This is a genomic window from Zooshikella sp. RANM57 (genome assembly GCF_050749885.1).
In the GTDB taxonomy this organism is placed as follows: Bacteria; Pseudomonadota; Gammaproteobacteria; order Pseudomonadales; family Zooshikellaceae; genus Zooshikella.
Window position 1 is genome coordinate 226,232 of sequence record NZ_JBOIUB010000004.1, and the last position, 22,287, is coordinate 248,518.

Below are 22,287 nucleotides of genomic sequence, written 5' to 3' on the forward strand. Positions count from 1 at the left end.
ATAAGGCATCAATGTTCTTATTACCTACGGTGTTTGTATCTGAGTAGCTTGAAGTAGAAGGTGTGATTTTTTTAATGTAGAAAAATGCTCACTATGAAGGGTATAAGTCAAATAACATTTAATTGGGGTTATATTTGCGGGGTAACAGTTGCGCCATGAAAACTATCCACGGATGGATGCTTTTTTTTGGGTTATTAATATTGGGGGGGTGTGTAGTGACACCAGAGCCCATAAATCCGGAAAAAACAGCACAGCGAGTGATGAATGACATTGATCAAATGTTTAAAGAACAAATACCGGTGTCAGGAGAAGTCAGCCTTTATGAGGCGATGGCGCGGGCGGTTAAATATAACATTGATCATCGACTGAAAATGCTTTCCCAAGTGGTCAAAAATAGAGAACTTGACCTGTCTAAATACGATTTATTACCAAGATTAGCGGCTTCTGCTGGTTATAAACATCGAGATAATGAGAATGCCTCGAATAGTTTTTCCGTGAGCAGAGGTGTTGAATCTTTGGAAACATCAACCTCTCAGGATAAAGAACTGTGGACAGCTCAAGCACAGATTGTTTGGAATGTGCTGGATTTTGGTGTGAGTTATCTCAGGCAACAACAGCATGCTGATAAAGTATTAATAGCAGAGGAACAACGGCGTAAAGTTGTTCAGAATATTGTTCAAGAGGTCCGACAAGCTTATTGGCGTGTGGTAGCTGCACAAGAGATTGAACAGAAATTATATTCGGCCATCCGTGACATTGAAAATTCCCTAAATACGGCTAGGCGGATGAAGACTGATGGATTGCAGAGACCCATACAAACCCTTGAATACAGACGGGACTTATTAAAAACTTATCGTGGATTACTCAAGAAAAGTGACGAGTTAGCTCTGGCAAAGGCCGATTTAGCACGGTTAATGAACCTTCCTCCAGGGACTTATTATCGGGTTATGCCAATGCCCAGAAAAGAAAGCCCCTTTAATTTTAATGTACAGCAGTTAACGTCTTTGCAGTTAGCGGCCTTGCGCTACCGTCCTGAACTCAGAGAGATGGACTACAATGCACGTATAGTCGAAAAAGAGGGGACCATTGCTAAGCTGGAGTTATTACCTGGATTATCATTTACCCTCGGTGGTTACTATGATGACAATAGCTTCTTATTAAATCAAAGTTGGGCGGAAGCAGGTGTTCAGGTTTCTTATGATTTAGTAAAACTTGCCACAATACCCGATGTCAGTGCATTACAAGATTCTCGTAATAAATTGGTTAATTTACAGCGTCGAGCATTGAGTTCAGCTATTCTAGCGCAAATGGAATTGGCGGTACGAAGCTATTTAATTGCAAGAAAAGACTATGAATTATCTTTAGCGGCTACAGATATTGAAAACCAGCGTTATCGTCAGTACCGTGCACAGGGTGATACGGGTATGACCGCCCGGTTGGAGCTTACGCAGGCAAAAGCAGATATGTTGCTTGCATCTTTAGATCAGTATTTTCAATATGCACAAATGCAAAGCCAATTTGGTTTAATACTGAACTCAATAGGTATTGATCCATTACCACAAGTGGTCGCCAGTCATAACTTACCTGCTTTAACATCAACCATGAAAAGATATTTTCAAGAGCAATTACCAAAACAGTTACAAGAAGTATTAGTGGAAGCCAAGACAATGAAAGTGGCCACTAAATAAGGCTGATTGTAATAATTGATTTTAAAGAAAAGATAAAAAAGGACCATGGCGCAGGTCCTTTTTTTATTTAAGAGGATTTTATTGTACGAAGCACCACAAATTTTCGGTCACTGGCGATGAGTGTGTAATTTCCAAAAAGTCGCTTAAGGGTTACATGATAATTTAAATGCCGGTTACCGATGACTGTCAAAGCCCCGCCGAATGCTAATTTCTGTTTTGCTTGGGTAAACATCCTTCGTGCAATCTGATCACCAACAGTGTGTTGTTGGTGGAAGGGTGGATTACACAGAATTTCATTAGCTTCTTGTGATACCCCTTGTAAGCAATCATTGACAATAAACTGCACATTTTTTCTGTTTGGAAAAGTGTGCTGCCAGGTTAATTTAGCCGAATCTACAGCCATAAATGACTCATCAGTAAAAGTAATTTGGGCATTAGGATTCATTATGCCTGCACAGACCCCAAGTGCACCATTACCACAGCCTAAATCAACAATATGTTGGGCTTGTTCTAGCGGCAAAGAGGGTAAGTGCTGTAAAAGCAGCCGAGTGCCAATATCTAATTTTTGTCGTGCAAACACATTAGCATAGCCATAAGCGGTTAGTGTGTGATTAAGAAAAGAAAACTTATAAGCACTGGGGGCAGACTTTTTTATAACTGAATTAATATTGACTTCACTGTGAAAAAGACGTGCTTTTTTTTGCGCTAAAGATGCCTGGGTTGGACCAACGTATTGTTCTAATGTCTGGATAAGTGTTGATGGAAGGTGTTTTATCATTCCTCCAGCAACAAATGTAGTATTGGGAGAAAGGTAAGGATGTAGATGTGTGAGTTGTTCAATCAATAGCGCATTGTTTTTGGGGACTTTGAGAATGACAAGGTCATATTTCCCAGAAAGGACTGATAATGGTGTGAGCAGTGAGATATCTGCATTGTCTATCTGGTTGATTTGAGCGTTGTGAATAATGCCGTGGTGGCTGAGAAAAGAGTCGCTGATAACGGTGGGGTGTTTTTGGTGAAGTGCAAGCGAGAGAGCACCCCACTGATCATTCAGGATGATAGGCGTCTGCCAGTCATTTGTGGATTTTGCGATAAATTCTATCAAGTACTCATCTGCAGCATCCCAGGCTTGCAAAGTATCTTTGGCGCTTAGTGGATAGCGCGCGAGTTTTAAGTCAGTTATGGCATTACTAAAGTTTTTCATTACGTTGCCGGTCAATAAACATATTTGAACAGATTCAGCTCATGCATGTAGGGAGTTGCTGCATTCAGTGGCTGACCTATAATGGCCGCATTATACTGAAGTTTGTTTTTATCTGCGCAATTAAAGAGATGCTATTCATGGCGAACTCGAATTACGATTATGACTTATTGGTTATCGGTGCAGGCTCAGGAGGGGTTCGGGCCAGTCGTATGGCCGCTTCACAGGGCGCAAAAGTAGCCGTTGTTGAGTCTACTTTTTTGGGGGGGACGTGTGTCAACGTAGGTTGTGTACCCAAGAAGCTATTTTCTTATGCTGCACATTTTGCTGAAGACTTTCATGATGCCAGGGGTTTTGGTTGGTCAATTGATGATACTCACTTTGACTGGTCAGTATTAAGGCAAAATAAAGATAAGGAAATACAACGACTGAATGGTATATACCAGCGCTTACTGGAAAGTGCTGGTGTAACCATCATTAATGGACATGCACGATTTGTCGATGATCATACTGTCGAAGTGGGCGATGGTCATTACTCAGCTGAGCGAATTTTAATTGCGACAGGAGGACAGTCTTTTGTTCCTGAGTTTCCCGGTCATGAGCATGCGATTACATCAAACGGTGCCTTTTATTTAGATGCCTTACCAAAACGTGCAGTCGTTGTAGGAGGAGGTTATATAGCGCTGGAGTTTGCGAGCATTTTTAATGGGTTGGGTGTTGAAACCACATTAATTTACCGAAGAGAGCTTTTTTTACGAGGATTTGATGACGATGTACGTCATTTTATGCGTGATGAGATTGATAAAAAAGGTATTCAGTTACGCTTTAGTGAAGATATTTCTCGTTTAGATAAGCAGCAAGATGGCACGTTGCAATGTCACTTGAAAACGGGAGGAGAGTTAAACACTGATTTAGTGCTATACGCTACCGGTCGAGTACCAAACACGTTGGGTTTGAACTTAGCGCAAGTGGGGGTTGAAACAGACCAACATGGCGCAATTGTTGTCAATGACCATTTTCAAACATCCGTACCTTCAATATACGCGTTAGGTGATGTGATTAATCGCGTGCAGCTAACACCTGTGGCACTGGCTGAAGCAATGAGTTTGGTACGTCACTGGTACCAGGGGAGTAATGAGCCTATTGATTATTCTCTGGTGCCTTCTGCAGTGTTTTCTCATCCTAATATTGCTTCTGTAGGGTTAACTGAAGCTCAGGCAAGGGATCGTTACAGCAAACTGGATATTTATCGAACCAGTTTTCGCCATTTAAAGCATACACTCAGCGGTAGTGAGGAAAAAACGCTGATGAAGCTTATTGTGGATAAGGTGACTGATAAAGTGATTGGTTGCCATATGGTGGGATCTGAAGCGGGAGAGATTATGCAGGGACTGGCTGTTGCGATTCAAGCGGGTGCAACAAAAGCCGTGTTTGATAGAACAATAGGTATACATCCCACTGCTGCAGAAGAGTTTGTCACCATGCGTGAGCCTGTGGCTGAAAACTAAACAGTATTTTTAGATATGCCCTTAATATAAAAGGGACTTTTGAGTCCCTTTTATACCCGTCATGAATTATTTTTAGGTTAATTTTATATTACTTATTGGCCTTAGAGTGATTGAAGTAGACTACTATAGTATAAAGAGGACAAATTTTTCAGTTCACTCAATAGTTTGTAAATGACGTTAAGGTTTTATGTTTTTTTCTCAGCTACGTAAACTTTGCAGGGAATCATTGTTATCTACCCATTGATAAGGGTGCACACATTAAGCAAATGGACCTTATGCGAAATAGCTTGACAATTAAAGGAAAAATATTTGCACTCTTTTTTTGTTTGTTGCTAACAATGATTTTGTTGGTGGCAAATGGCTTGAACAGTGTAAGTAGTGTGAATGAGTTGTTTTATGAGGTTAGAGCAAGCGAACTAAGTATAACAGAGTTACTGAATGTTGGAGAAAAAATCAGTAAGCTGAAGTTTTTTTTACAGACAGAAAACAAAAATACACTGATTAATATAGAACAGTTTAAAGGTCTTGTTTTGGAGGTTAGGGAGGGTTACGCAGATCTGGAAAAAATTAAACTGGTAAGCCCATCTTCTTTACCATATGAACAACCTGAACTTTTTAGCTCGTTAATTCAACATGTCGATACATTGCGAACTGAAAATCTTCACTTTCAGCAATTCCATTCAAGGTTATTAATTGATGTTGATAGTCTTATCACCCAGTCACTCCAGCCGTTATTAAGTTCTGAAGAAAACCAAGTACTTGTAGATATAAAACAATGGTTGTTGTCTACAAATCTATTCGATCAATATAAAAATTTAAATAATCAGTGGTTGGTTACTGCTGGAGAATATAAGCAGGAATTAGAAATATTAAGACAGAAGAAGGAGCCAGCTAAACTACAAATAACTGGATTAGTGAATGATTTAGAGATATTAATCCAAGCCTACCTTAGTGTGGCATCTCTTTGGCCAGAATTAACCACTGATCTATCTCATTTAGAAAACCACTACCAAAACTTATTAAGACATGCATTTCTTCAAGTCGAGCAGTCTGGTAAGGTTTTTGATAAAGAGTTTCAGAATATCGTAAAAAATAAGTGGTTGGTAGTGAGTGTAGTTTGTTTGCTAAGCATATTTATTGCAATATTACTTATTTTAACAATTGTTATCCCTCTTAAGAAAATTACGAACGCATTTAGATTATTATCAATTGGAGAGTTTGATATTGAAATTCCAGGCAAGTACCGTAAAGATGAGCTCGGAGAATTGGCGTTTACAGCGGGTATTCTTATAGAAAAAAGTCAACAAACGACAACTTTGCTTGAAAACAGTAAACGATTAGTAGCAGAGCAGGAAGCAACGAATAAAGTATTGAAACAAGAAATAGAACAAAGACAGCAAGTAGAGTATGACTTGGTCAAAGCCAGAGAGTCTGCAGAACTGGCAAATTATCAAAAGAGTTTGTTTGTCACTAATGTCACACATGAGCTAAAAACCCCATTAAGTGGCATTCTGGGCATGTTGAGTTTATTGGATGCAACAAAGTTAACACCGGAACAGAAAGAATATATTGATTATGCGTTGAAGTCTGGAGATGCGACCTTAGCGATGATTCACAATATGTTGGATTATACGACCCTTGAAGCAGGACGAATTTCTCTTCAACGTAAACCATTCTTATTACGCTCACTTGTGGAAGAGGTGGTTTTTTTAAGTGCCTTTCGCGCGGCGCAAAAGCAAGTGGTTTTGCTCTATGATATTGCTAGTTATTTGCCCGAACAATTAGAGGGTGATGTTGCTCGAATTCGTCAAGTTTTACTTAACCTCATTAGTCATACTATTCAACACACTGACCAGGGGTATATTGCCTTGGATGTGCAGGGGCACAAGAGTGTTGATGAAGCGGTGATTAAATTTATTATTCATGATAGTGGTCAATTAATAACGTGGGATCTATTTGATGAGCGTTATACATCAGTGGCCCAGGAAAATGAAAGTGCTGATTCTATAGGTGTGGCTATTGCTCGGCAGTTAGCGGAATTAATGTGGGGAAAACTCGAAAAATCAACAGTGGATAATCCTGCCCGATTTACATTAACGTTATCTTTACCAACAGTGTGTATTACAGAACCACTGATTAATAAGCCTGCACATAGTACACAACGTTTATTAAAAGGAATTTGGTTAGGCGAAAGTCCTATTATTTATAATTACATTGCATGCTTAGCGAAAAAGGTGAATTTGCATTTAGTGCATTTATCTTCATTAACAGAGTTGGCGAATTGGGTAGGTAAAAACAGCTTGCAGGAATATCAATGCTTACTTATCAGTAGTGAACTCATGAGTGAAAGTTATCCCAAGTTATTACAGCATATACGTGCGGTTCATCCTGCTATACGTCAGTTAGCGATGATTTGGTATAGCTTATTCCCTCGTTGCGGAGAAGCTAATCAGTTTAAAGTGGTCGGTTTTAAAGGTTATTTATCACACCCAACAAAACATAAAGACTTTCTGACCCTCTATCATGCCTTGTTGAATAAATCACATGGCTTTATTACCCGTTATATTCAACCTGATATGGATTTACCTGAAGCGTTTGATGTGAACCAAATGGCTGATGAAAATGCTGGACAGCTTAAGGTGCTAGTGGCTGAAGATAATCCAGTTAATCAAAAAGTAGCCGCTAGAATGTTGAGTAAATTGCAATGTAAGGTGAGTGTCGCAAATAACGGACAAGAAGCGGTTCATATGTGGCAAAGCCAAGGGTTTGATCTTATTGTTATGGATTGCAATATGCCCGTGATGGATGGCTATGAAGCTACTCGGCAAATTCGTTCTTTAGAGCCTGAGCAGTCACATATATATATTGTTGCTTTAACCGCAAATGCTTTGGAAGGAGAGCGAGAGAAGTGTTTTCAAGCCGGTATGGACCATTATTTGACGAAACCTGTTAAGTTAGTTGATTTCCAACAGCTTATTGATGAGGTTCGTGAGCACGCTTGTACCTCTGAGACGGCTGATCTGGTCTAACATTCATTGCACATTATGTATTTAAAGAGGACCTGTAACACTACTGGAGGGGGCTATAGCGGGTTTAGCAGAACAAAAAAAACAGACAGTTGTATTTTCATACAAGCTGCCTGTATCCGGGGAGACTCAATGAAAACCAGATAACTCCATATCCGGTTGCATCATGGTAATTAGTAAGACAAAGGTGTGGATTAAAAGTTTCCCGTAAAATGAAATTATTTGAAAAAAAATAATCGCAGTAAGTAAAGTGCTAACTGTTTAACTTTATGTTGGTTTATAAGGTTCGGGACTACGAATAGCGTGTATAGCACTAATGAGGAAAGACTTTGTATACACATTTCATTTCCTGTTCAGAGATCAATAGTCAGGTTTTTAGCTGGTTTGCGGCCTTGGTGATCAAAAGCTGATCGGTTATGATCTTGTTCTTTTGAAAAACAACAGACTAAATGAAGTGGTTAACGAACTATGAATTCAGTGGTGGTTGCAGTCTTGGTCATGTTAGTGCTCAGCTTATTGCGTACTAACGTGGTAATTTCGCTCATAATTGGTGCTATTGCCGGGGGATTAATAGGAGGGCTTGGCTTAGAAGAGACAATTAATGCCTTTAGTAAAGGGTTAGGTGGAGGTGCTCAAGTCGCATTGAGTTATGCGCTATTAGGTGCATTTGCGGTTGCGATTGCCAAGTCGGGTCTACCGCACTTGATTGCTGATAAAGCAGTAGCAATGTTAGGAAAGAATGGCGATCAACCTCAAAAAGTAAAACAGTTGAAGTATGGGTTAATTACTGTGCTCGTGTTGGTTGCCATTAGCTCGCAAAATATTATTCCCATCCACATTGCCTTTATTCCTTTGCTCATTCCACCACTGCTTATGGTTATGGCGAAACTGCATCTTGATCGTCGTTTAATTGCCTGTGTTCTGACCTTTGGTTTAATTACCCCTTATATGTTTTTGCCTATTGGGTTTGGCGGTATCTTTCTTAACGAAATATTGCTGGCAAACCTGGCTGATAATGGTCTAGCCACTGAAGGAATTAATGCTTCACAAGCCATGCTTATTCCTGCTTTGGGAATGCTGGTTGGGTTATTAGTTGCTGTATTTTTCTCATACCGTGGCAAGCGTGAGTACAATCTTGAAAAAATTCAACAGGCTGAAAGTATCTCTGTTTCTTACTCAGCAAAAAGCTTAGGTATGTCTATTGCCGCCATTGCTGCAGCATTTATTGTTCAATTATTGACTGACTCAATGATCTTAGGGGCAATGATTGGTTTTCTAGTGTTCTCCCTGAGTGGCGTTATCAACTGGAAAGCGTCTGATGGCGTGTTTGTTGATGGTATGAAGATGATGTCAATGGTGGGATTTATCATGATCGCTGCTGCTGGCTTTGCTGAAGTACTAAGGCAGACAGGAGATATTGCTAATTTGGTGAACAATTCCGCAGCGCTCATTGGTAGCAACAAGAGCTTAGCGGCACTGGTAATGCTGGCTGTAGGGTTATTGATTACTATGGGAATTGGTTCGTCATTCTCAACGATTCCAATTATTAGCGCAATTTATGTACCTCTTGCAATGCAGTTAGGGTTTTCTCCATTGGCAATTGTTGCGTTAGTAGGCACAGCTGCTGCGCTTGGTGATGCAGGTTCACCTACTTCTGACTCAACGTTAGGACCAACGGCTGGCCTGAATATGGATGGGCAACATAATCATATATGGGATACAGTGGTACCTACGTTTCTTCACTATAACTTGCCATTACTTGTTTTTGGGTGGGTCGCCGCAATTATGTTGTAGTCGTGTCTTGCCATGAGAAGACATCGAAATTGGTGGAAGGGAAGCTGTCATAAAAGGATTTCCAAAAGCTTCTCTTACCTGTTGCATTTGCTTAATGACTTCACTGCACTGGTAATAACTAAGGGCTAATGCCGCTTCCATCTGCTGCATTTCTGCGACAGCTTGTTGCAGTTTCTTTAATGATGAGCTGGAAAGATTAGGCATAATAAGAACTCTTTTCGCCTTCTACAGCCTTTGACTAAACGACTAACAGAATAGTTCGCCTGAGATAGATGAGAGAAATGTAGTGCTGGCTTGAGAAAAAGATAAAGTGAAGTCCCAGAATAGGGGACACCTAATTCTGGGAAAGTCATTAGCACGTATATAAATTTTAAGTGAAGGTAAGCAGCTAAATTATAACCAAGTAGGCTAAAAGCACTTAAAATAAATTTTTATAAGGATTAAGCTGTTTGCTTTAATGTGTTCCAACAGCTTTGAGGGCGTAAATACTGGGCTTTGAGCTGTTCAGCCATCTCATTTAGATTTTCCAGTATTGCTAACAAAGATTGCTTTTCACTTTCCATTTCTGTAGGTGTTTTCTGTTTAGTTAAATCCCGCTGAGTTTCAATAGCTGCAACCATCTGTAGCTCTTTTTCCGTTAATGGTTTTGGCTCAGGTGGACTAACGTCTTCAACTTGATGTTGCTCTAAAGCCACTAACGAAGAAGGTTGTATTTCTTCTGAGTTTTCTTGACGATCACCAGCTGCTTTTGTTTGGTTGTTATAAGCCTTGGCCTGTTCAGTCAGCTGTTTAAGGATAGACCCTACTGTAGATGGTTGTTCTTCCTCCACAGTTTGGTTTGTCTGAATCTGGGCAGAAGTCGTTAATGGCTGAACTGCTGGCTTCTTTTCTTTAACAACCGTACGCGCTATAGGTGCTACCTCTTCTGGTAATGGTGCTGGGCTACACATAGCGGTGTTGTTTTTAGATGGCGGTGCAGTAGCTTCAGCCGTACCTCGACCATTATGATGAGTGTATGCATCATAAGATTTAGCCTTTGCTGTAAGCCGCTGTAAAATAGAAGGTCCTTCATGGGCTTCTATTTTGGCCATTGTTTCTGCTGATGGTGATGGTGGTTTAGCAGGAACAGGCGCTTGCTGCTGCTTTGCTGTTGCTGCTTGTTGATCACTAGCGCTTGGCGTGTCAGGGTTACTTCGTTTAGCTTTTGCTGGTGCTTTTTTACGTACAGGGCGACAAATAGTATTTGACGATGAGCCTAACTTATAGCCTTTTAAGCTCAGTGCACTGTATGTGTTGATCGCCTCTTGCTCTAATTCAGCAAGCTCGTCCCTACTTTCCGCATAATCCCATTCTTCAACACTAAACTCATCTGTGCCGTACCGAAGAATCTCTTTATATAGAGGGAAATCAAGATCCATTTCGGCTGCGGCAACAATTTTCGCCCATTGTACTTCAAGTTGGTTACGTGTCGTACCAACATAAACCTGACCAGTGATCTTGTTTGTTACCGTGAAGATTAACAAGGTGACACCTTCGTTACTGAATAGACCCCAAAAAAAGAGCGAAATTATACAGAGGAAGTTTTATGTTGGTAGGGGTTGACAGTGCTCTTTTGAAAAAAAGTGATAAAAAGCAAAAGGATCAGAATAAATATACGGAAACTGATGTTCAGTCATGTTTACTTTTCACGAAAATAGGAGATTGGTTTTACCAAAGCCTTAACTAGAAAAGTGCATCTTTTTAACTGAGTAATCGCTAGAAAGAGGCATCTTAGGTGACATGGCTTTAAAAAAATGTGCCTAGCTGCTGGTTCGTGACCAGATTGTTGCCGCCATGAATAATAGGCGGCAATAGTATTATGATACTGATCTTAAAAGCTTCGTTTAATGGCAAACTCGGCTAAGTTAAGCAATGCTGTCTTGTAGGTGGAAGGTGGCAGAATGGCTAATGCATCTGTAGCCAACTGTTGCTGCTCTGTGGCTTTCTTTAGGGTGTAGTCAAGTGCTCCACTTTGGGAGATGATACCAATGATTTCTTTAATATCGACCTGTTCGGGTTTTTGAATAGCTTGTCTGACACGTTTAGCTGCTTCAGGTGATCCTGTTTGAATAGTATAAATCAGCGGTAGGGTAGGCTTGCCTTCAGCAAGATCATCACCAATGTTTTTACCCATGGCCTCAGTGTCACCCTGATAATCAAGCACATCATCAACTAGCTGAAATGCCATGCCGAGATGACAGCCAAAACGACGAAGAGATTCGCACACTTCTTTGTTACTTTTTGCCAGCTGAGCTGCGGTATGAGTAGAAGCTTCAAACAGCATGGCTGTTTTACCATGAATGACTTGCAGATAGTCTGCTTCTGAGGTGTTGGCGTCCCTTATACGCATAAGCTGCATTACTTCACCTTCAGCAATGATATTAGTGGCTGAAGATAAAGTATTCATAATATCCATATGCCCTAGTTGCACCATCATTTGAAATGCACGGGAATAAAGAAAGTCACCAACTAATACACTTGGGGCGTTACCCCACTTGGCATTTGCTGTAGATTTGCCTCGCCTTAGATCTGAAGTATCTACAACATCATCATGTAAAAGCGTAGCTGTATGGAGAAACTCAATAATAGCTGCCAGTGAAATTTGCTGATCTCCCTGGTAACCACAGGCACGAGATGCAAGGAGTACGAGTAAAGGTCTGAGTCGTTTACCACCAGCTTGAACAATATATTCAGCGATTTTAGTGACTAGAGGAACTTGTGATGTTAGTTGGATGTTGATGCACTTATCAACAGCAGCAAAGTCATCAGCGACGACTGCGTAGATATCTTGAACAAGCTTGGATTCAGGCATGAGATTTTATGTGCACGATTAAAGAAAACCGCCCGCATGCTAGGGGGGTAGAAACGTTCTGTCAAGAATGATAACGCGGATGTTATGTCAGATATACCCACTGGGAATGATTTTTACTTGCAAAACACTTTATCTCATTTGTTTGCCCAAAGTTTAGGGTTAACTCATAAATAGATTGGGAATGGATCAAAAGAGTATTTTCGATAGTGTCACATTTTAGAGGTATAGGTTGTGCTTTTGGACCATAAACAGGTGGAAACAGATATAGGCTAAAATGAAAGCAGGTAATACTTGCTTGACTCAAGGGATTTCCGTAGAATTGCGCGCTCACGCGCGAGAATCCTGGATTTCTTCTGTTTGTTATAAACGTTATCAGTATCATCAAGTTAAGGCAGACTATCGCTTTGTCATTATGATGTTATAACTGTTTATGGGAAGCAATCTTAGTATGCATAACGCCAGTCTTAATGTGTGTTGCGCATAGGTATTTTCGGTTTTATAAATTCCAGATCTGACTGGATGCCTTTAACAAAAAGGCGGCTGTGGATTTTCGGAGATAGATACATGTATGCGGTAATCATAAGTGGCGGCAAACAGTACAAAGTCGCTGAAGGGGATACCCTAAAGTTAGAAAAGCTGGAAGTAGCAACAGGTGATGCAGTCGAGTTCGACAAAGTACTGTTGGTTGCTAACGGTGAAGAAATCAAAATCGGTGCACCTCAAGTTGAAGGGGCCAAGGTTTCTGCTGAAGTGGTTGCGCATGGCCGCGGTAAGAAAGTGCAAATCGTCAAGTTCAGACGTCGTAAGCACCATCGCAAGCAAATGGGGCACCGTCAGTGGTACACCCAAGTAAAAATTACTGGCATTAATGCGGGCTAATCTAAGATAGGAGACTGAAGCATGGCTCACAAGAAGGCAGGGGGTAGTACCCGTAACGGACGCGATTCCCAGAGTAAACGCTTAGGTGTTAAGCGCTTTGGTGGACAACTGGTTCCAGCAGGCAGCATTATCGTGCGTCAACGTGGCACACGTTTTCATGCAGGTGAAAACGTAGGTATGGGCACAGACCACACATTGTTTGCTAAAGCTGAAGGCCGAGTGGTTTTCGAGGTTAAAGGCCCTAAAAACCGTAAATATGTACGGATTGAAGCGGCTTAAAATCGCCTTTCAGTTTTCATGAAAAGCCCCGCTTTGTCGGGGCTTTTTTATTTCAACACCTAAACTTAAATATACCCTTCGCGAATCAATTTTAGGGTTTGTTGTCTTTGTTCTTCACCCCAGTCACTTATTTATATAAGCTCCTGGGCTTCCTCACTTGACGGCCGCCCCTAAAAATCCTTCGCTTTAGGTATAGAAAGCATGGTGGCAATATTTTTTTGCGCGAGTAGGATGATTCTCTCCTGTTTGGGCTCGATCTGTGAAAGGTGATTAAAACATGAAGTTTGTCGATGAAGCTTCCATTTATGTTGAGGCTGGAAATGGTGGTGATGGATGCTTAAGTTTTCGACGTGAAAAGTTTGTCGAGAGAGGTGGCCCAGATGGAGGGGATGGTGGTAATGGTGGTAGTGTTTATTTAATTGCAGATAATGACCTCAATACGTTGGTTGATTACCGTTACCAACCTAAATATCGAGCAGAACGAGGCGAGAATGGTCGTGGCCGAAACTGCTCGGGTAAAAAAGGTGGTGATATCGTGTTGAAGGTTCCTGCTGGGACCACGATTATTGATGAAGATACGCGAGAAGTGATTGGTGACCTGACTAATGTGGGTGACAAGCTATTAGTGGCTAAAGGTGGTCATCACGGTTTAGGTAATACTCACTTTAAGTCCAGTACCAACCGTGCGCCACGGCGGATAACAAAAGGTACGCCTGGTGAAAAACGGAATTTACGTTTGGAGTTAAAGGTTATTGCTGATGTTGGTTTATTAGGGATGCCAAATGCTGGCAAATCAACATTTATACGTGCGGTATCTCATGCTAAGCCTAAAGTGGCAGATTATCCGTTTACAACGCTGGTACCTAATCTTGGAGTCGTTAAGATCGAGCAACATCGAGGCTTCGTGATTGCTGATGTTCCAGGGTTAATAGAGGGTGCTTCTGATGGGGCGGGTCTTGGAATACGCTTTTTGAAGCATTTGGCTCGTTGTCGAATTTTGCTGCATCTGGTTGATATTGCCCCTATGGATGGCAGTGATCCTGTGCAGGTAGCCAGTGCCATTATTCAAGAGTTAGAAAAGTTCAGCCCTGCATTGGCTGCCCGTGAGCGGTGGTTGGTGTTGAATAAAGTGGATGTAGTTTCAGAAGATGATTTAGCATTAATAAAACAAAATATTGTTGATGCATTGAACTGGCAAGGACCTGTGTATACTGTTTCTGCGCTTGCCAGAAAAGGCACAGAACAGCTTTGTCAGGATATTATGAATTACATTGAAGCTAAGGCTGAAGAAGAAGCTTCTAACCCTGATGCTGCTGCGGAAGAGGCAGAGTTTAAAGCGCAAATGGAAGCAGAAGCTCGAGAACAAATGCGTATTTTGGCTGAGCAACGAAAAGCACGTAAACATGCCGCCAAACATCAAGATGATGATGACGATAATGATGATGGTGATGTTGAAGTTTTTTATGTCCCATAATTAATATATATTATGGTAATAAAAGACTGTTTTTATATTTGTTTATAAAATAAGCACTTATATTTTTTGGCTAATCAAATGGCTGAGAGGCATCAGTTTGTTAGCCAAGATTGGGCTAACGTTTTTCACGTAGTTAACTTTCATGCAGCAAGATAATCAAAGAGAAAAACTGACCAAAGCAAAGCGTTGGGTTATCAAAATAGGTAGTGCTCTGCTGACTGCAAATGGTAAAGGCTTAGCAACGGAAGCAATGCAGCAGTGGGTAGAGCAAATAGCTACTCTTCGCAGACAAGGCATCGAAGTGGTGCTGGTTTCATCAGGTTCTGTTGCTCAAGGAATGGTCAGATTGGGCTGGGCATCTCGGCCAAGAGCTATCCATGAGCTACAAGTTGCAGCAGCAGTAGGCCAGATGGGGCTGATTCAGGCGTACGAAAGTTTTTTTCGGCAGCATAATATTTCTCCAGCTCAAGTGCTCCTTACCCATGCCGACTTATCCAATCGACAGCGTTACTTAAATGCTCGAAGCGCTTTACGAACCATGTTGGAGTTAGGTGTTATTCCGATCATTAATGAAAATGATACGGTTGCCACTGATGAAATACGCTTTGGAGACAACGACACTTTAGGTGCTTTGGTTGCCAACCTGGTTGAGGCAGACCTTTTGGTTATTTTGACGGATCAACAAGGTTTGTATGATGCTGACCCTAGAACCCATAAGACAGCCAAACTTGTAAGTACGGCACCTGCGTCTAGTAAAGCGCTGGATAAAATGGCTGCTGGTAGTGCTGGCACTTTAGGTCGTGGCGGAATGATGACGAAAGTTCGAGCGGCCAGGTTGGCAGCACGGTCAGGGGCTCAGACCGTTATTGTTGGAGGTGCGCAATCTGATATTTTGACTCGGGTGGCTGCTGGAGAAGAAATTGGCACACTGCTCACGCCTGAACAAGAGCGATTAGTTGCTCGTAAGCAATGGCTGGCAGGACACCTTCAAACGCGAGGGCGGTTGGTTATTGATGCTGGCGCTGTAAGAGTTTTGATGGAAGAAGGAAGAAGTTTATTGCCTGTTGGTGTTTCTGCTATTGAAGGGCGCTTTCAACGAGGAGAAATGGTAGCTTGTGTTGATATCCAAGGTGAGCCTATAGCCAATGGCTTGGTGAACTATAGCGCTGATGAAGCAAAGCAGATTATTGGCAAGCCAAGTCATCAGATAGAGGGTATTTTAGGTTATGTGGATGAGCCCGAGTTGATTCATCGGGATAATCTTGTGCTATTAAGAGATGGGTAGAAAACGTAAAAAGTGATACCTGAAAACGTCAAGACATGCTCAGGAATCGTAGGCAAAAAAAAACCGGCGACAGCCGGCTTTATCAGGCTAACTAGCCTTAAGCTTCAGCTAAAGCCTTGATCTTAGCAGACAAGCGACTCTTATGACGCGCTGCTTTATTTTTGTGAATGATGCCTTTATCGGCCATTCGATCGATCACAGGTACTGCCGCAGTAAATGAAGCCTTAGCTTGTTCGACGTCTTTGGCTTCAACCGCAGCAACGACTTTCTTGATTACTGTACGTACATGAGAGCGCAGGCTGGCGTTATGCTTACGGCGCTTCTCATTCTGACGTGCACGTTTTTTGGCAGAGGGGGTATTTGCCACCGTCTTGCTCCTTGAATGCTATCACCATACAAAATTAGACGCGCAACTATGCCCATTTGGCCTGTCATTGTCAATATTTGTCCAGTAAAACGCGTGCTTTTATCACGGTACTCAAGATGGGATAGGAGGTCTCTTCACTAAGCAAGATAGATAGGCGGGCAAGTTAACGCAAATGATAATAGTGAAATGAACAGCTTATGGCCTTGTTGCGTAGGCTGTTAATAATGTTTGATCAGGGGAAAATCTAAAGATAAGTGGATACATCACTTTTGTTGTGTAAGAAAAAGTTATAATAATTCACTTTTTTAGCTTATACCCTTCATTTTGGGTATAGATACTATCTGTTTGGATACCATGTAATGAGTGAAACTGAACCTTCGCATCAGGCAAAATCTGTAAAACCTCCAAAATCATATGGTTTGCTTCGCTCCAGTGCCATTGTCGGAGTGATGACATTTATCTCAAGGGTAATGGGACTTGCACGAGATAATATTGTTGCAAACTATTTTGGTTCTACGGCAGCTGCAGATGCTTTTTTTGTGGCATTCAAAATTCCAAATTTTTTTCGGCGTCTTTTTGCTGAGGGTGCTTTTTCACAAGCCTTTGTCCCTGTTCTAACTGAGTATCACACAAAACGTTCATTTAATGAGGTTCAGGAGTTAGTCCGGCGAACCATGGGAACGCTTGGAGTGAGCTTGCTCCTCATTACCAGTATTGGCATTTTGGCAGCCCCTTTGATTATTATTATTTTTGCCCCTGGTTTTCGGCAAATGCCAGAAAAGCTTGCACTGACAGCTGATATGCTGCAAATAACATTTCCATATTTGATGTTGATATCGCTGACGGCTTTATGTGGAAGTGTGCTAAACAGTTTCAACCGTTTTGCCATTCCTGCCTTTACACCTGTGTTACTTAATGTTGCTTTGATTTTATCTACCTTGCTCATGACGCCATGGTTTGACCAGCCTGTGATGGCTTTAGCCTATGGTGTTATGTTGGCGGGCATTGCTCAACTGTGTTTTCAGTTACCCTTTCTTATCAGGCTGCAGTTATTTTCTTGGCCGCTTTGGGGATGGCACCATGAGGGTGTTCAGCGAATCATGAAATTGATGGTTCCTGCTTTATTTGGCGCATCGGTTTATCAACTCAGTGTTTTGTTTGATACGGTTTTGGCTTCGCTTCTTGAGTCAGGCAGTGTTTCTTGGCTGTATTACTCTGAACGCTTAACCCAATTACCCCAAGGTATTTTTGGGATTGCTATTGCTACTGTTATTCTGCCTAGCTTATCTCGCAAACATGCTGAGCAATCTTCAGAGAGTTTTTCTCGCACCATTGATTGGGCATTAAGGTTAGTCTGTTTAGTTGGAATTCCCTCTGCCTTAGCATTGTTTGTCCTGGCAGAGCCACTCATTGCCACATTATTCCACTACGGAGCAATGCAAGACAGTGACGTCTTTAATGCTGCTAAAAGCCTACGCGCTTATACTCTAGGGCTGGTTGCCTTTATGTTAATTAAAGTACTGGCGACTGGTTACTTTTCTAGGCATGACACCAAAACCCCTGTTCGTATAGCGATTAAAGCAATGTTTGCCAGTATGATTTTAAATGTCATTCTGGTCATTCCGCTTAAGCATGCAGGATTAGCGCTGGCAACCTCGCTTTCTTCTTTATTAAATGCAGGTATGTTGTATTGGGGATTACATCGTATAGGTGTCTTTAAATTGCAACCTGGTTGGCGGCTATTGAGTTTGCGAATGCTGTTAGCCAATAGTCTGATGATATTTGTGGTTTATGAATTAATGGCGGATGTATCCCTTTGGCTGAGCTGGGGGTGGATTGATCGAGCTTTGCAGGTTGCCTTGCTGGTATCAGTCGGTGTACTAACCTATGTTGCTGCTTTATTTATTAGCGGGTTTAGGCCTCGTCATTTAGCGCATTAAAACACGGCAGAATAAAAGTCTAAGTGTTTCGCATCGTAATTCCCGGTGTTCAGCACAGAGGCCCTGCTATATAATGGCTGGCCCTGGAGTGTAAGTGGGTAAGGCAATGGAACTCATCCGTGGTTTACATAACCTCAAACAGCAGTATGGCAGTGTTGTCACCATTGGTAACTTTGATGGCGTGCATCGAGGGCATCAGGCTATCTTAAGCCAGTTAAAAGAACAGGCTGAGCTGCTTGGGTTACCCTCTGTTGTGGTGTTATTTGAGCCGCAACCTAGAGAGTTTTTTGATGGTGAACATGCACCTGCTCGGCTGTGCTCGCTAACGGAAAAGCTTGATCTCTTAAAACGATACAATGTCGATAAAGTACTGTGCTTACATTTTAATCGTCAACTCCGTGCCTTTACAGCGGATGAGTTCATACAGCGCATTTTATTGAATGGGTTGGCTGTGAAGTATCTTGTTGTGGGTGATGATTTTCGCTTTGGCTGTGATCGAAGAGGGGATTTTCAGCTACTGAATGAGTATGGTGAACAGCATGGTGTCAGCGTAACAAATACGCATAGTGTGCTATTTCAGAACAAGCGTATTAGCAGCACCTGGGTTAGACAAGCTTTACAGGAAGCCGATTTTGAACTTGCCACTCAGCTTCTGGGAAGGCCTTATGCGATTCAAGGACGCGTAATACGAGGACAGCAACTAGGACGAACACTGGGTGTGCCTACCGCTAATATCGCACTAAAGCGTTGCCAATTACCACTTCAGGGTGTGTATGCAGTTAAGGTTCATGGGCATGGTTCGCAACCCTTAAATGGTGTAGCGAATATTGGCTGGCGACCAACAGTGGTCAGTAAGCAGCCCATGCTGGAAACGCATTTATTAGATTTTTCTGGTGACTTGTATCGTAAGCGACTTGCGGTAGAATTTGTCAGCAAACTGAGAGATGAACAAAAGTTCTCATCTATCAATGCCTTACGCGAGGCAATCGAAAAGGACATTGTGATGGCCCAACAATTGTTCCACCGATGATCATCAATAGGTAAAAGCAAACTTGAGTACTTGGTATAAACAATCATGACTGACTATAAATCGACGCTGAACCTACCTAAAACGAGCTTCCCTATGAAGGCGAATCTGGCGCAACGTGAGCCTCAGATGCTTAAGCGCTGGTACCAAGAAGGGTTGTATCAAAAAATTCGTGAGGTCAGCAAAGGTCGGGATAAATTTATTTTGCATGATGGCCCTCCATATGCGAATGGTGATATTCACATTGGTCACTCAGTCAACAAGATACTCAAAGATATTATTATTAAGTCAAAAACCCTGTCTGGTTATGATGCACCCTATATACCTGGTTGGGACTGTCATGGCTTACCGATTGAGCATAAGGTAGAAGGTAAAGTGGGTCGCGCAGGTACTAAAATCGACCATAAAACCTTCCGTAAAAAGTGCCGTGAATATGCGATGAAACAGGTGGAAGGTCAGCGCAAGGATTTTAAACGTCTTGGTGTGCTTGGCGACTGGGATAATCCTTACTTAACAATGGATTACACCTTTGAGGCCAATATTATTCGCGCGCTAGGTCGTGTAGCTAAAAATGGTCATTTACATAAAGGCGAGAAGCCAGTTTATTGGAGCGTAGTGGGTGGTTCTGCATTGGCTGAAGCCGAGGTTGAGTACCAGGATAAAACCTCTTATTCAATTGATGTTCGCTTTGCGCCTGAAAATGTAGAAACATTCTTGGCGGCATTTGATCTTAAAAAAGCGCCAGAAGGTAATATTTCAGTTGTTATCTGGACGACTACGCCTTGGACACTGCCTTCAAACCAAGGTATTTCACTCAATCCTGAATTAACGTATGCATTGGTACAAGCAGACTTTGGCTTGGGTCAGGAAGTGATTATGTTGGCTGAACCCATGGTTGAATCAGTCATGGCACGCTATGAAGTCAGTGATTACCAAGTCGTTGGCACTGCAGAAGGCAAGGCTCTGGATAAACTGCGCGTTAAACATCCTTTTTATGATCGTGTTTCTATGCTGATGATGGCTGATCATGTCACCACTGATAGCGGTACAGGTTCAGTTCACACTGCACCAGATCATGGTCCTGATGACTTTGTGGTGGGACAACGTTATGGTTTGGGGACTCTCAAGCTGGTGGATGATCATGGCATTTTCAGTGACAAGGCTGAGCAGTTCGCAGGAGAGCATGTTTATAAAGTAGATGAAAAAATTGTTGCTGAACTTGAGGCTCACGGAGCATTACTGCGCCAGAGTAAATTACAGCACAGTTATCCTCACTGTTGGCGGACTAAAACCCCCTTAATTTATCGTACGACACCTCAGTGGTTTGTTAGTATGCATAAAAATGGTCTGTTAGCTAAGGCCAAAGCTGCAGTAAAACAAGTGAAGTGGACCCCTGCCTGGGGACAAAGTCGCATGGAAGTCATGCTGGAAAGTAGTCCCGACTGGTGCATTTCACGGCAGCGGACCTGGGGCGTACCAATTACTTTGTTTGTGCATAAAGAAACACAGGAATTGCATCCCAATACAGAAGCTTTAATTGAGCAAGTTGCCCTTAAAGTTGAACAACAGGGTATGGATGCCTGGTTTGATCTGGATTCCAGAGAATTGTTAGGAGACGAGGCAGACCAATACACCAAAGTGACCGATACGTTGGATGTTTGGTTCGACTCGGGTGTTACCCATGCTGCTGTTTTAGAGCATAGAGAAGAGCTTCGTTTTCCTGCTGATCTTTATCTGGAAGGTTCTGACCAACACCGTGGCTGGTTTCAATCATCTTTGAAAACAGCCATTGCCACGCGTAATGAGCCACCTTACCGTGCAGTATTGACCCATGGTTTTACCGTTGATGCGCAAGGGCGCAAAATGTCCAAATCATTGGGTAATGTGGTTGCGCCTCAACAAGTCATGAACACACTTGGTGCGGATATTCTTCGACTATGGGTGGCAGCCACTGATTATAGTGGTGAAATGACGGTTTCTGATGAAATCTTAAAGCGTACCGCTGATGCTTATCGTCGTATTCGTAATACAGCACGTTTCTTATTGGCTAACCTGAATGGTTTTGATCCAACAAAGGATTTACTACCTGTTGATGAATTGTTGGCGTTAGATAGGTGGGCTGTTGATCGTGCTTGGCAGCTTCAGCAAGAAGTGAAAGCGGCCTATGACAACTATCAGTTTATTGCGGTTTATCAGGCGATTCACCATTTCTGTAGTCTGGATTTAGGTAGCTTTTATCTGGATGTGATTAAAGATCGTCAATACACCACACAAGCTGATAGTTTGCCACGGCGTAGTTGCCAAACGGCGATGTATCATATTGTAGAGGCTTTTGTACGGTGGGTTGCACCTATTCTCAGTTTTACTGCTGAGGAAATTTGGGAGGCTTTACCAGGTGAACGTGCAGAGTCGGTATTGTTTTCAACTTGGTATGAAGGGTTACAACCTCTACCAGAAAGTAGCAAAATGGGTGCTAGCTATTGGCGTACAATCCAAGACGTGAAGCAAGTTGTAAACAAAGCTCTTGAAAATGCACGAGTAGCAGGCAAGATTGGTGGTAGCTTAGCAGCTGAGGTTGAGTTGTATTGCTCGCCAGACCTTAAGATGGAATTAAGTAAGCTAGGCGATGAACTACGTTTTGCACTGATTACATCATCAGCCTCTCTTCTGGATATCGATAATGCACCAGCTGATGCCGTTGCCACAGAGTTTGATGGCTTATCTGTTTCCGTTAAGCCTTCAGCTCATAATAAATGTGTGCGTTGCTGGCATCAGCGGGAAGATGTGGGTCAACATCATGATCATCCTGAGCTTTGTGGTCGATGTGTAGACAACGTCACAGGCAGTGGTGAACATCGCCAGTATTGTTGATCTCAGCATTGAGACATTATTGTTTCAGCATAAAATGGGGCTTTCTCCTAAGGGAGAGCCCCTTTTTTACTTAAGTACGATGACTTAGGACTAGACG

16 protein-coding genes are annotated in these 22,287 nt (G+C 42.1%); 11 read left to right on the forward strand and 5 right to left on the reverse strand.

Going from position 1 to position 22,287, the window contains the following annotated elements; all coding sequences use genetic code 11:
• Positions 1 to 155 precede the first annotated feature (155 nt).
• A complete protein-coding gene (locus ACQ96U_RS10680) occupies positions 156 to 1,688 on the forward strand; it encodes a TolC family protein (RefSeq protein WP_431721238.1) in 1,533 nt (510 codons plus the stop codon).
• A 67-nt stretch (positions 1,689 to 1,755) separates the two neighbouring features.
• Here ACQ96U_RS10680 and ACQ96U_RS10685 read toward each other — a convergent pair whose 3' ends face one another.
• The gene (locus ACQ96U_RS10685; RefSeq protein WP_431721239.1) at positions 1,756 to 2,892 is read right to left on the reverse strand and encodes a methyltransferase; all 1,137 of its coding nucleotides are present in this window, start codon (positions 2,890 to 2,892) and stop codon (positions 1,756 to 1,758) included.
• A 137-nt stretch (positions 2,893 to 3,029) separates the two neighbouring features.
• Here ACQ96U_RS10685 and gorA point away from each other — a divergent pair, with 137 nt between their 5' ends.
• From gorA to ACQ96U_RS10700, 3 genes are all read left to right on the forward strand, one after another.
• Complete coding sequence (gorA, locus tag ACQ96U_RS10690; RefSeq protein ID WP_431721240.1) at positions 3,030 to 4,397, forward strand: glutathione-disulfide reductase; 1,368 nt, start codon at positions 3,030 to 3,032, stop codon at positions 4,395 to 4,397.
• 275 nt (positions 4,398 to 4,672) lie between these two features.
• Complete coding sequence (locus ACQ96U_RS10695) at positions 4,673 to 7,426, forward strand: response regulator (protein ID WP_431721241.1); 2,754 nt, start codon at positions 4,673 to 4,675, stop codon at positions 7,424 to 7,426.
• A gap of 465 nt (positions 7,427 to 7,891) precedes the next feature.
• Positions 7,892 to 9,217 carry a Na+/H+ antiporter family protein gene (locus ACQ96U_RS10700; RefSeq protein ID WP_431721242.1) on the forward strand — a complete coding sequence of 442 codons (1,326 nt, stop codon included), beginning with the start codon at positions 7,892 to 7,894 and terminating at the stop codon, positions 9,215 to 9,217.
• Here the strand turns inward: ACQ96U_RS10700 and ACQ96U_RS10705 are convergent.
• The 3 genes from ACQ96U_RS10705 to ACQ96U_RS10715 all read right to left on the reverse strand — a co-directional run bounded on the left by ACQ96U_RS10705 (position 9,179) and on the right by ACQ96U_RS10715 (position 12,068).
• The gene (locus ACQ96U_RS10705; protein WP_431721243.1) at positions 9,179 to 9,421 is read right to left on the reverse strand and encodes a hypothetical protein; all 243 of its coding nucleotides are present in this window, start codon (positions 9,419 to 9,421) and stop codon (positions 9,179 to 9,181) included. The genes ACQ96U_RS10700 and ACQ96U_RS10705 overlap by 39 nt on opposite strands.
• A 236-nt stretch (positions 9,422 to 9,657) precedes the next feature.
• On the reverse strand, positions 9,658 to 10,740 hold the full coding sequence (locus ACQ96U_RS10710) for a GIY-YIG nuclease family protein (protein WP_431721244.1): 1,083 nt from the start codon (positions 10,738 to 10,740) through the stop codon (positions 9,658 to 9,660).
• 347 nt (positions 10,741 to 11,087) lie between these two features.
• Positions 11,088 to 12,068, reverse strand: a complete 981-nt coding sequence (locus ACQ96U_RS10715) for a polyprenyl synthetase family protein (RefSeq protein ID WP_431721245.1) — start codon at positions 12,066 to 12,068, stop codon at positions 11,088 to 11,090.
• Positions 12,069 to 12,632: 564 nt separating this feature from the next.
• On the opposite strand from ACQ96U_RS10715, the gene rplU reads away from it, so the two are divergent.
• The 4 genes from rplU (at position 12,633) to proB (ending at position 15,985) form a co-directional block, all read left to right on the forward strand.
• Positions 12,633 to 12,947 carry a 50S ribosomal protein L21 gene (gene rplU, locus ACQ96U_RS10720; RefSeq protein ID WP_431721246.1) on the forward strand — a complete coding sequence of 105 codons (315 nt, stop codon included), beginning with the start codon at positions 12,633 to 12,635 and terminating at the stop codon, positions 12,945 to 12,947.
• Positions 12,948 to 12,968: 21 nt separating this feature from the next.
• Positions 12,969 to 13,226 carry a 50S ribosomal protein L27 gene (gene rpmA, locus ACQ96U_RS10725; RefSeq protein ID WP_027707084.1) on the forward strand — a complete coding sequence of 86 codons (258 nt, stop codon included), beginning with the start codon at positions 12,969 to 12,971 and terminating at the stop codon, positions 13,224 to 13,226.
• Between the two features lie 277 nt (positions 13,227 to 13,503).
• Positions 13,504 to 14,700, forward strand: a complete 1,197-nt coding sequence (gene cgtA, locus ACQ96U_RS10730; protein WP_431721247.1) for an Obg family GTPase CgtA — start codon at positions 13,504 to 13,506, stop codon at positions 14,698 to 14,700.
• A gap of 142 nt (positions 14,701 to 14,842) precedes the next feature.
• Positions 14,843 to 15,985, forward strand: coding sequence for a glutamate 5-kinase (gene proB, locus ACQ96U_RS10735; protein WP_431721248.1), 1,143 nt, complete (start codon positions 14,843 to 14,845; stop codon positions 15,983 to 15,985).
• Positions 15,986 to 16,082: 97 nt separating this feature from the next.
• Here the strand turns inward: proB and rpsT are convergent, their stop codons facing one another.
• Entirely contained in the window at positions 16,083 to 16,352 is a 270-nt protein-coding gene (gene rpsT, locus ACQ96U_RS10740) for a 30S ribosomal protein S20 (protein ID WP_431721249.1), read from the reverse strand.
• Between the two features lie 359 nt (positions 16,353 to 16,711).
• On the opposite strand from rpsT, the gene murJ reads away from it, so the two are divergent.
• The 3 genes from murJ (at position 16,712) to ileS (ending at position 22,190) form a co-directional block, all read left to right on the forward strand.
• A complete protein-coding gene (gene murJ, locus ACQ96U_RS10745) occupies positions 16,712 to 18,292 on the forward strand; it encodes a murein biosynthesis integral membrane protein MurJ (protein WP_431721250.1) in 1,581 nt (526 codons plus the stop codon).
• Between the two features lie 94 nt (positions 18,293 to 18,386).
• Positions 18,387 to 19,322: a bifunctional riboflavin kinase/FAD synthetase gene (ribF, locus tag ACQ96U_RS10750; RefSeq protein WP_431721251.1), complete on the forward strand. Its 936-nt coding sequence runs from the start codon at positions 18,387 to 18,389 to the stop codon at positions 19,320 to 19,322.
• Positions 19,323 to 19,367: 45 nt separating this feature from the next.
• Positions 19,368 to 22,190, forward strand: a complete 2,823-nt coding sequence (gene ileS / locus ACQ96U_RS10755) for an isoleucine--tRNA ligase (RefSeq protein ID WP_431721252.1) — start codon at positions 19,368 to 19,370, stop codon at positions 22,188 to 22,190.
• Positions 22,191 to 22,287: the final 97 nt, after the last annotated feature.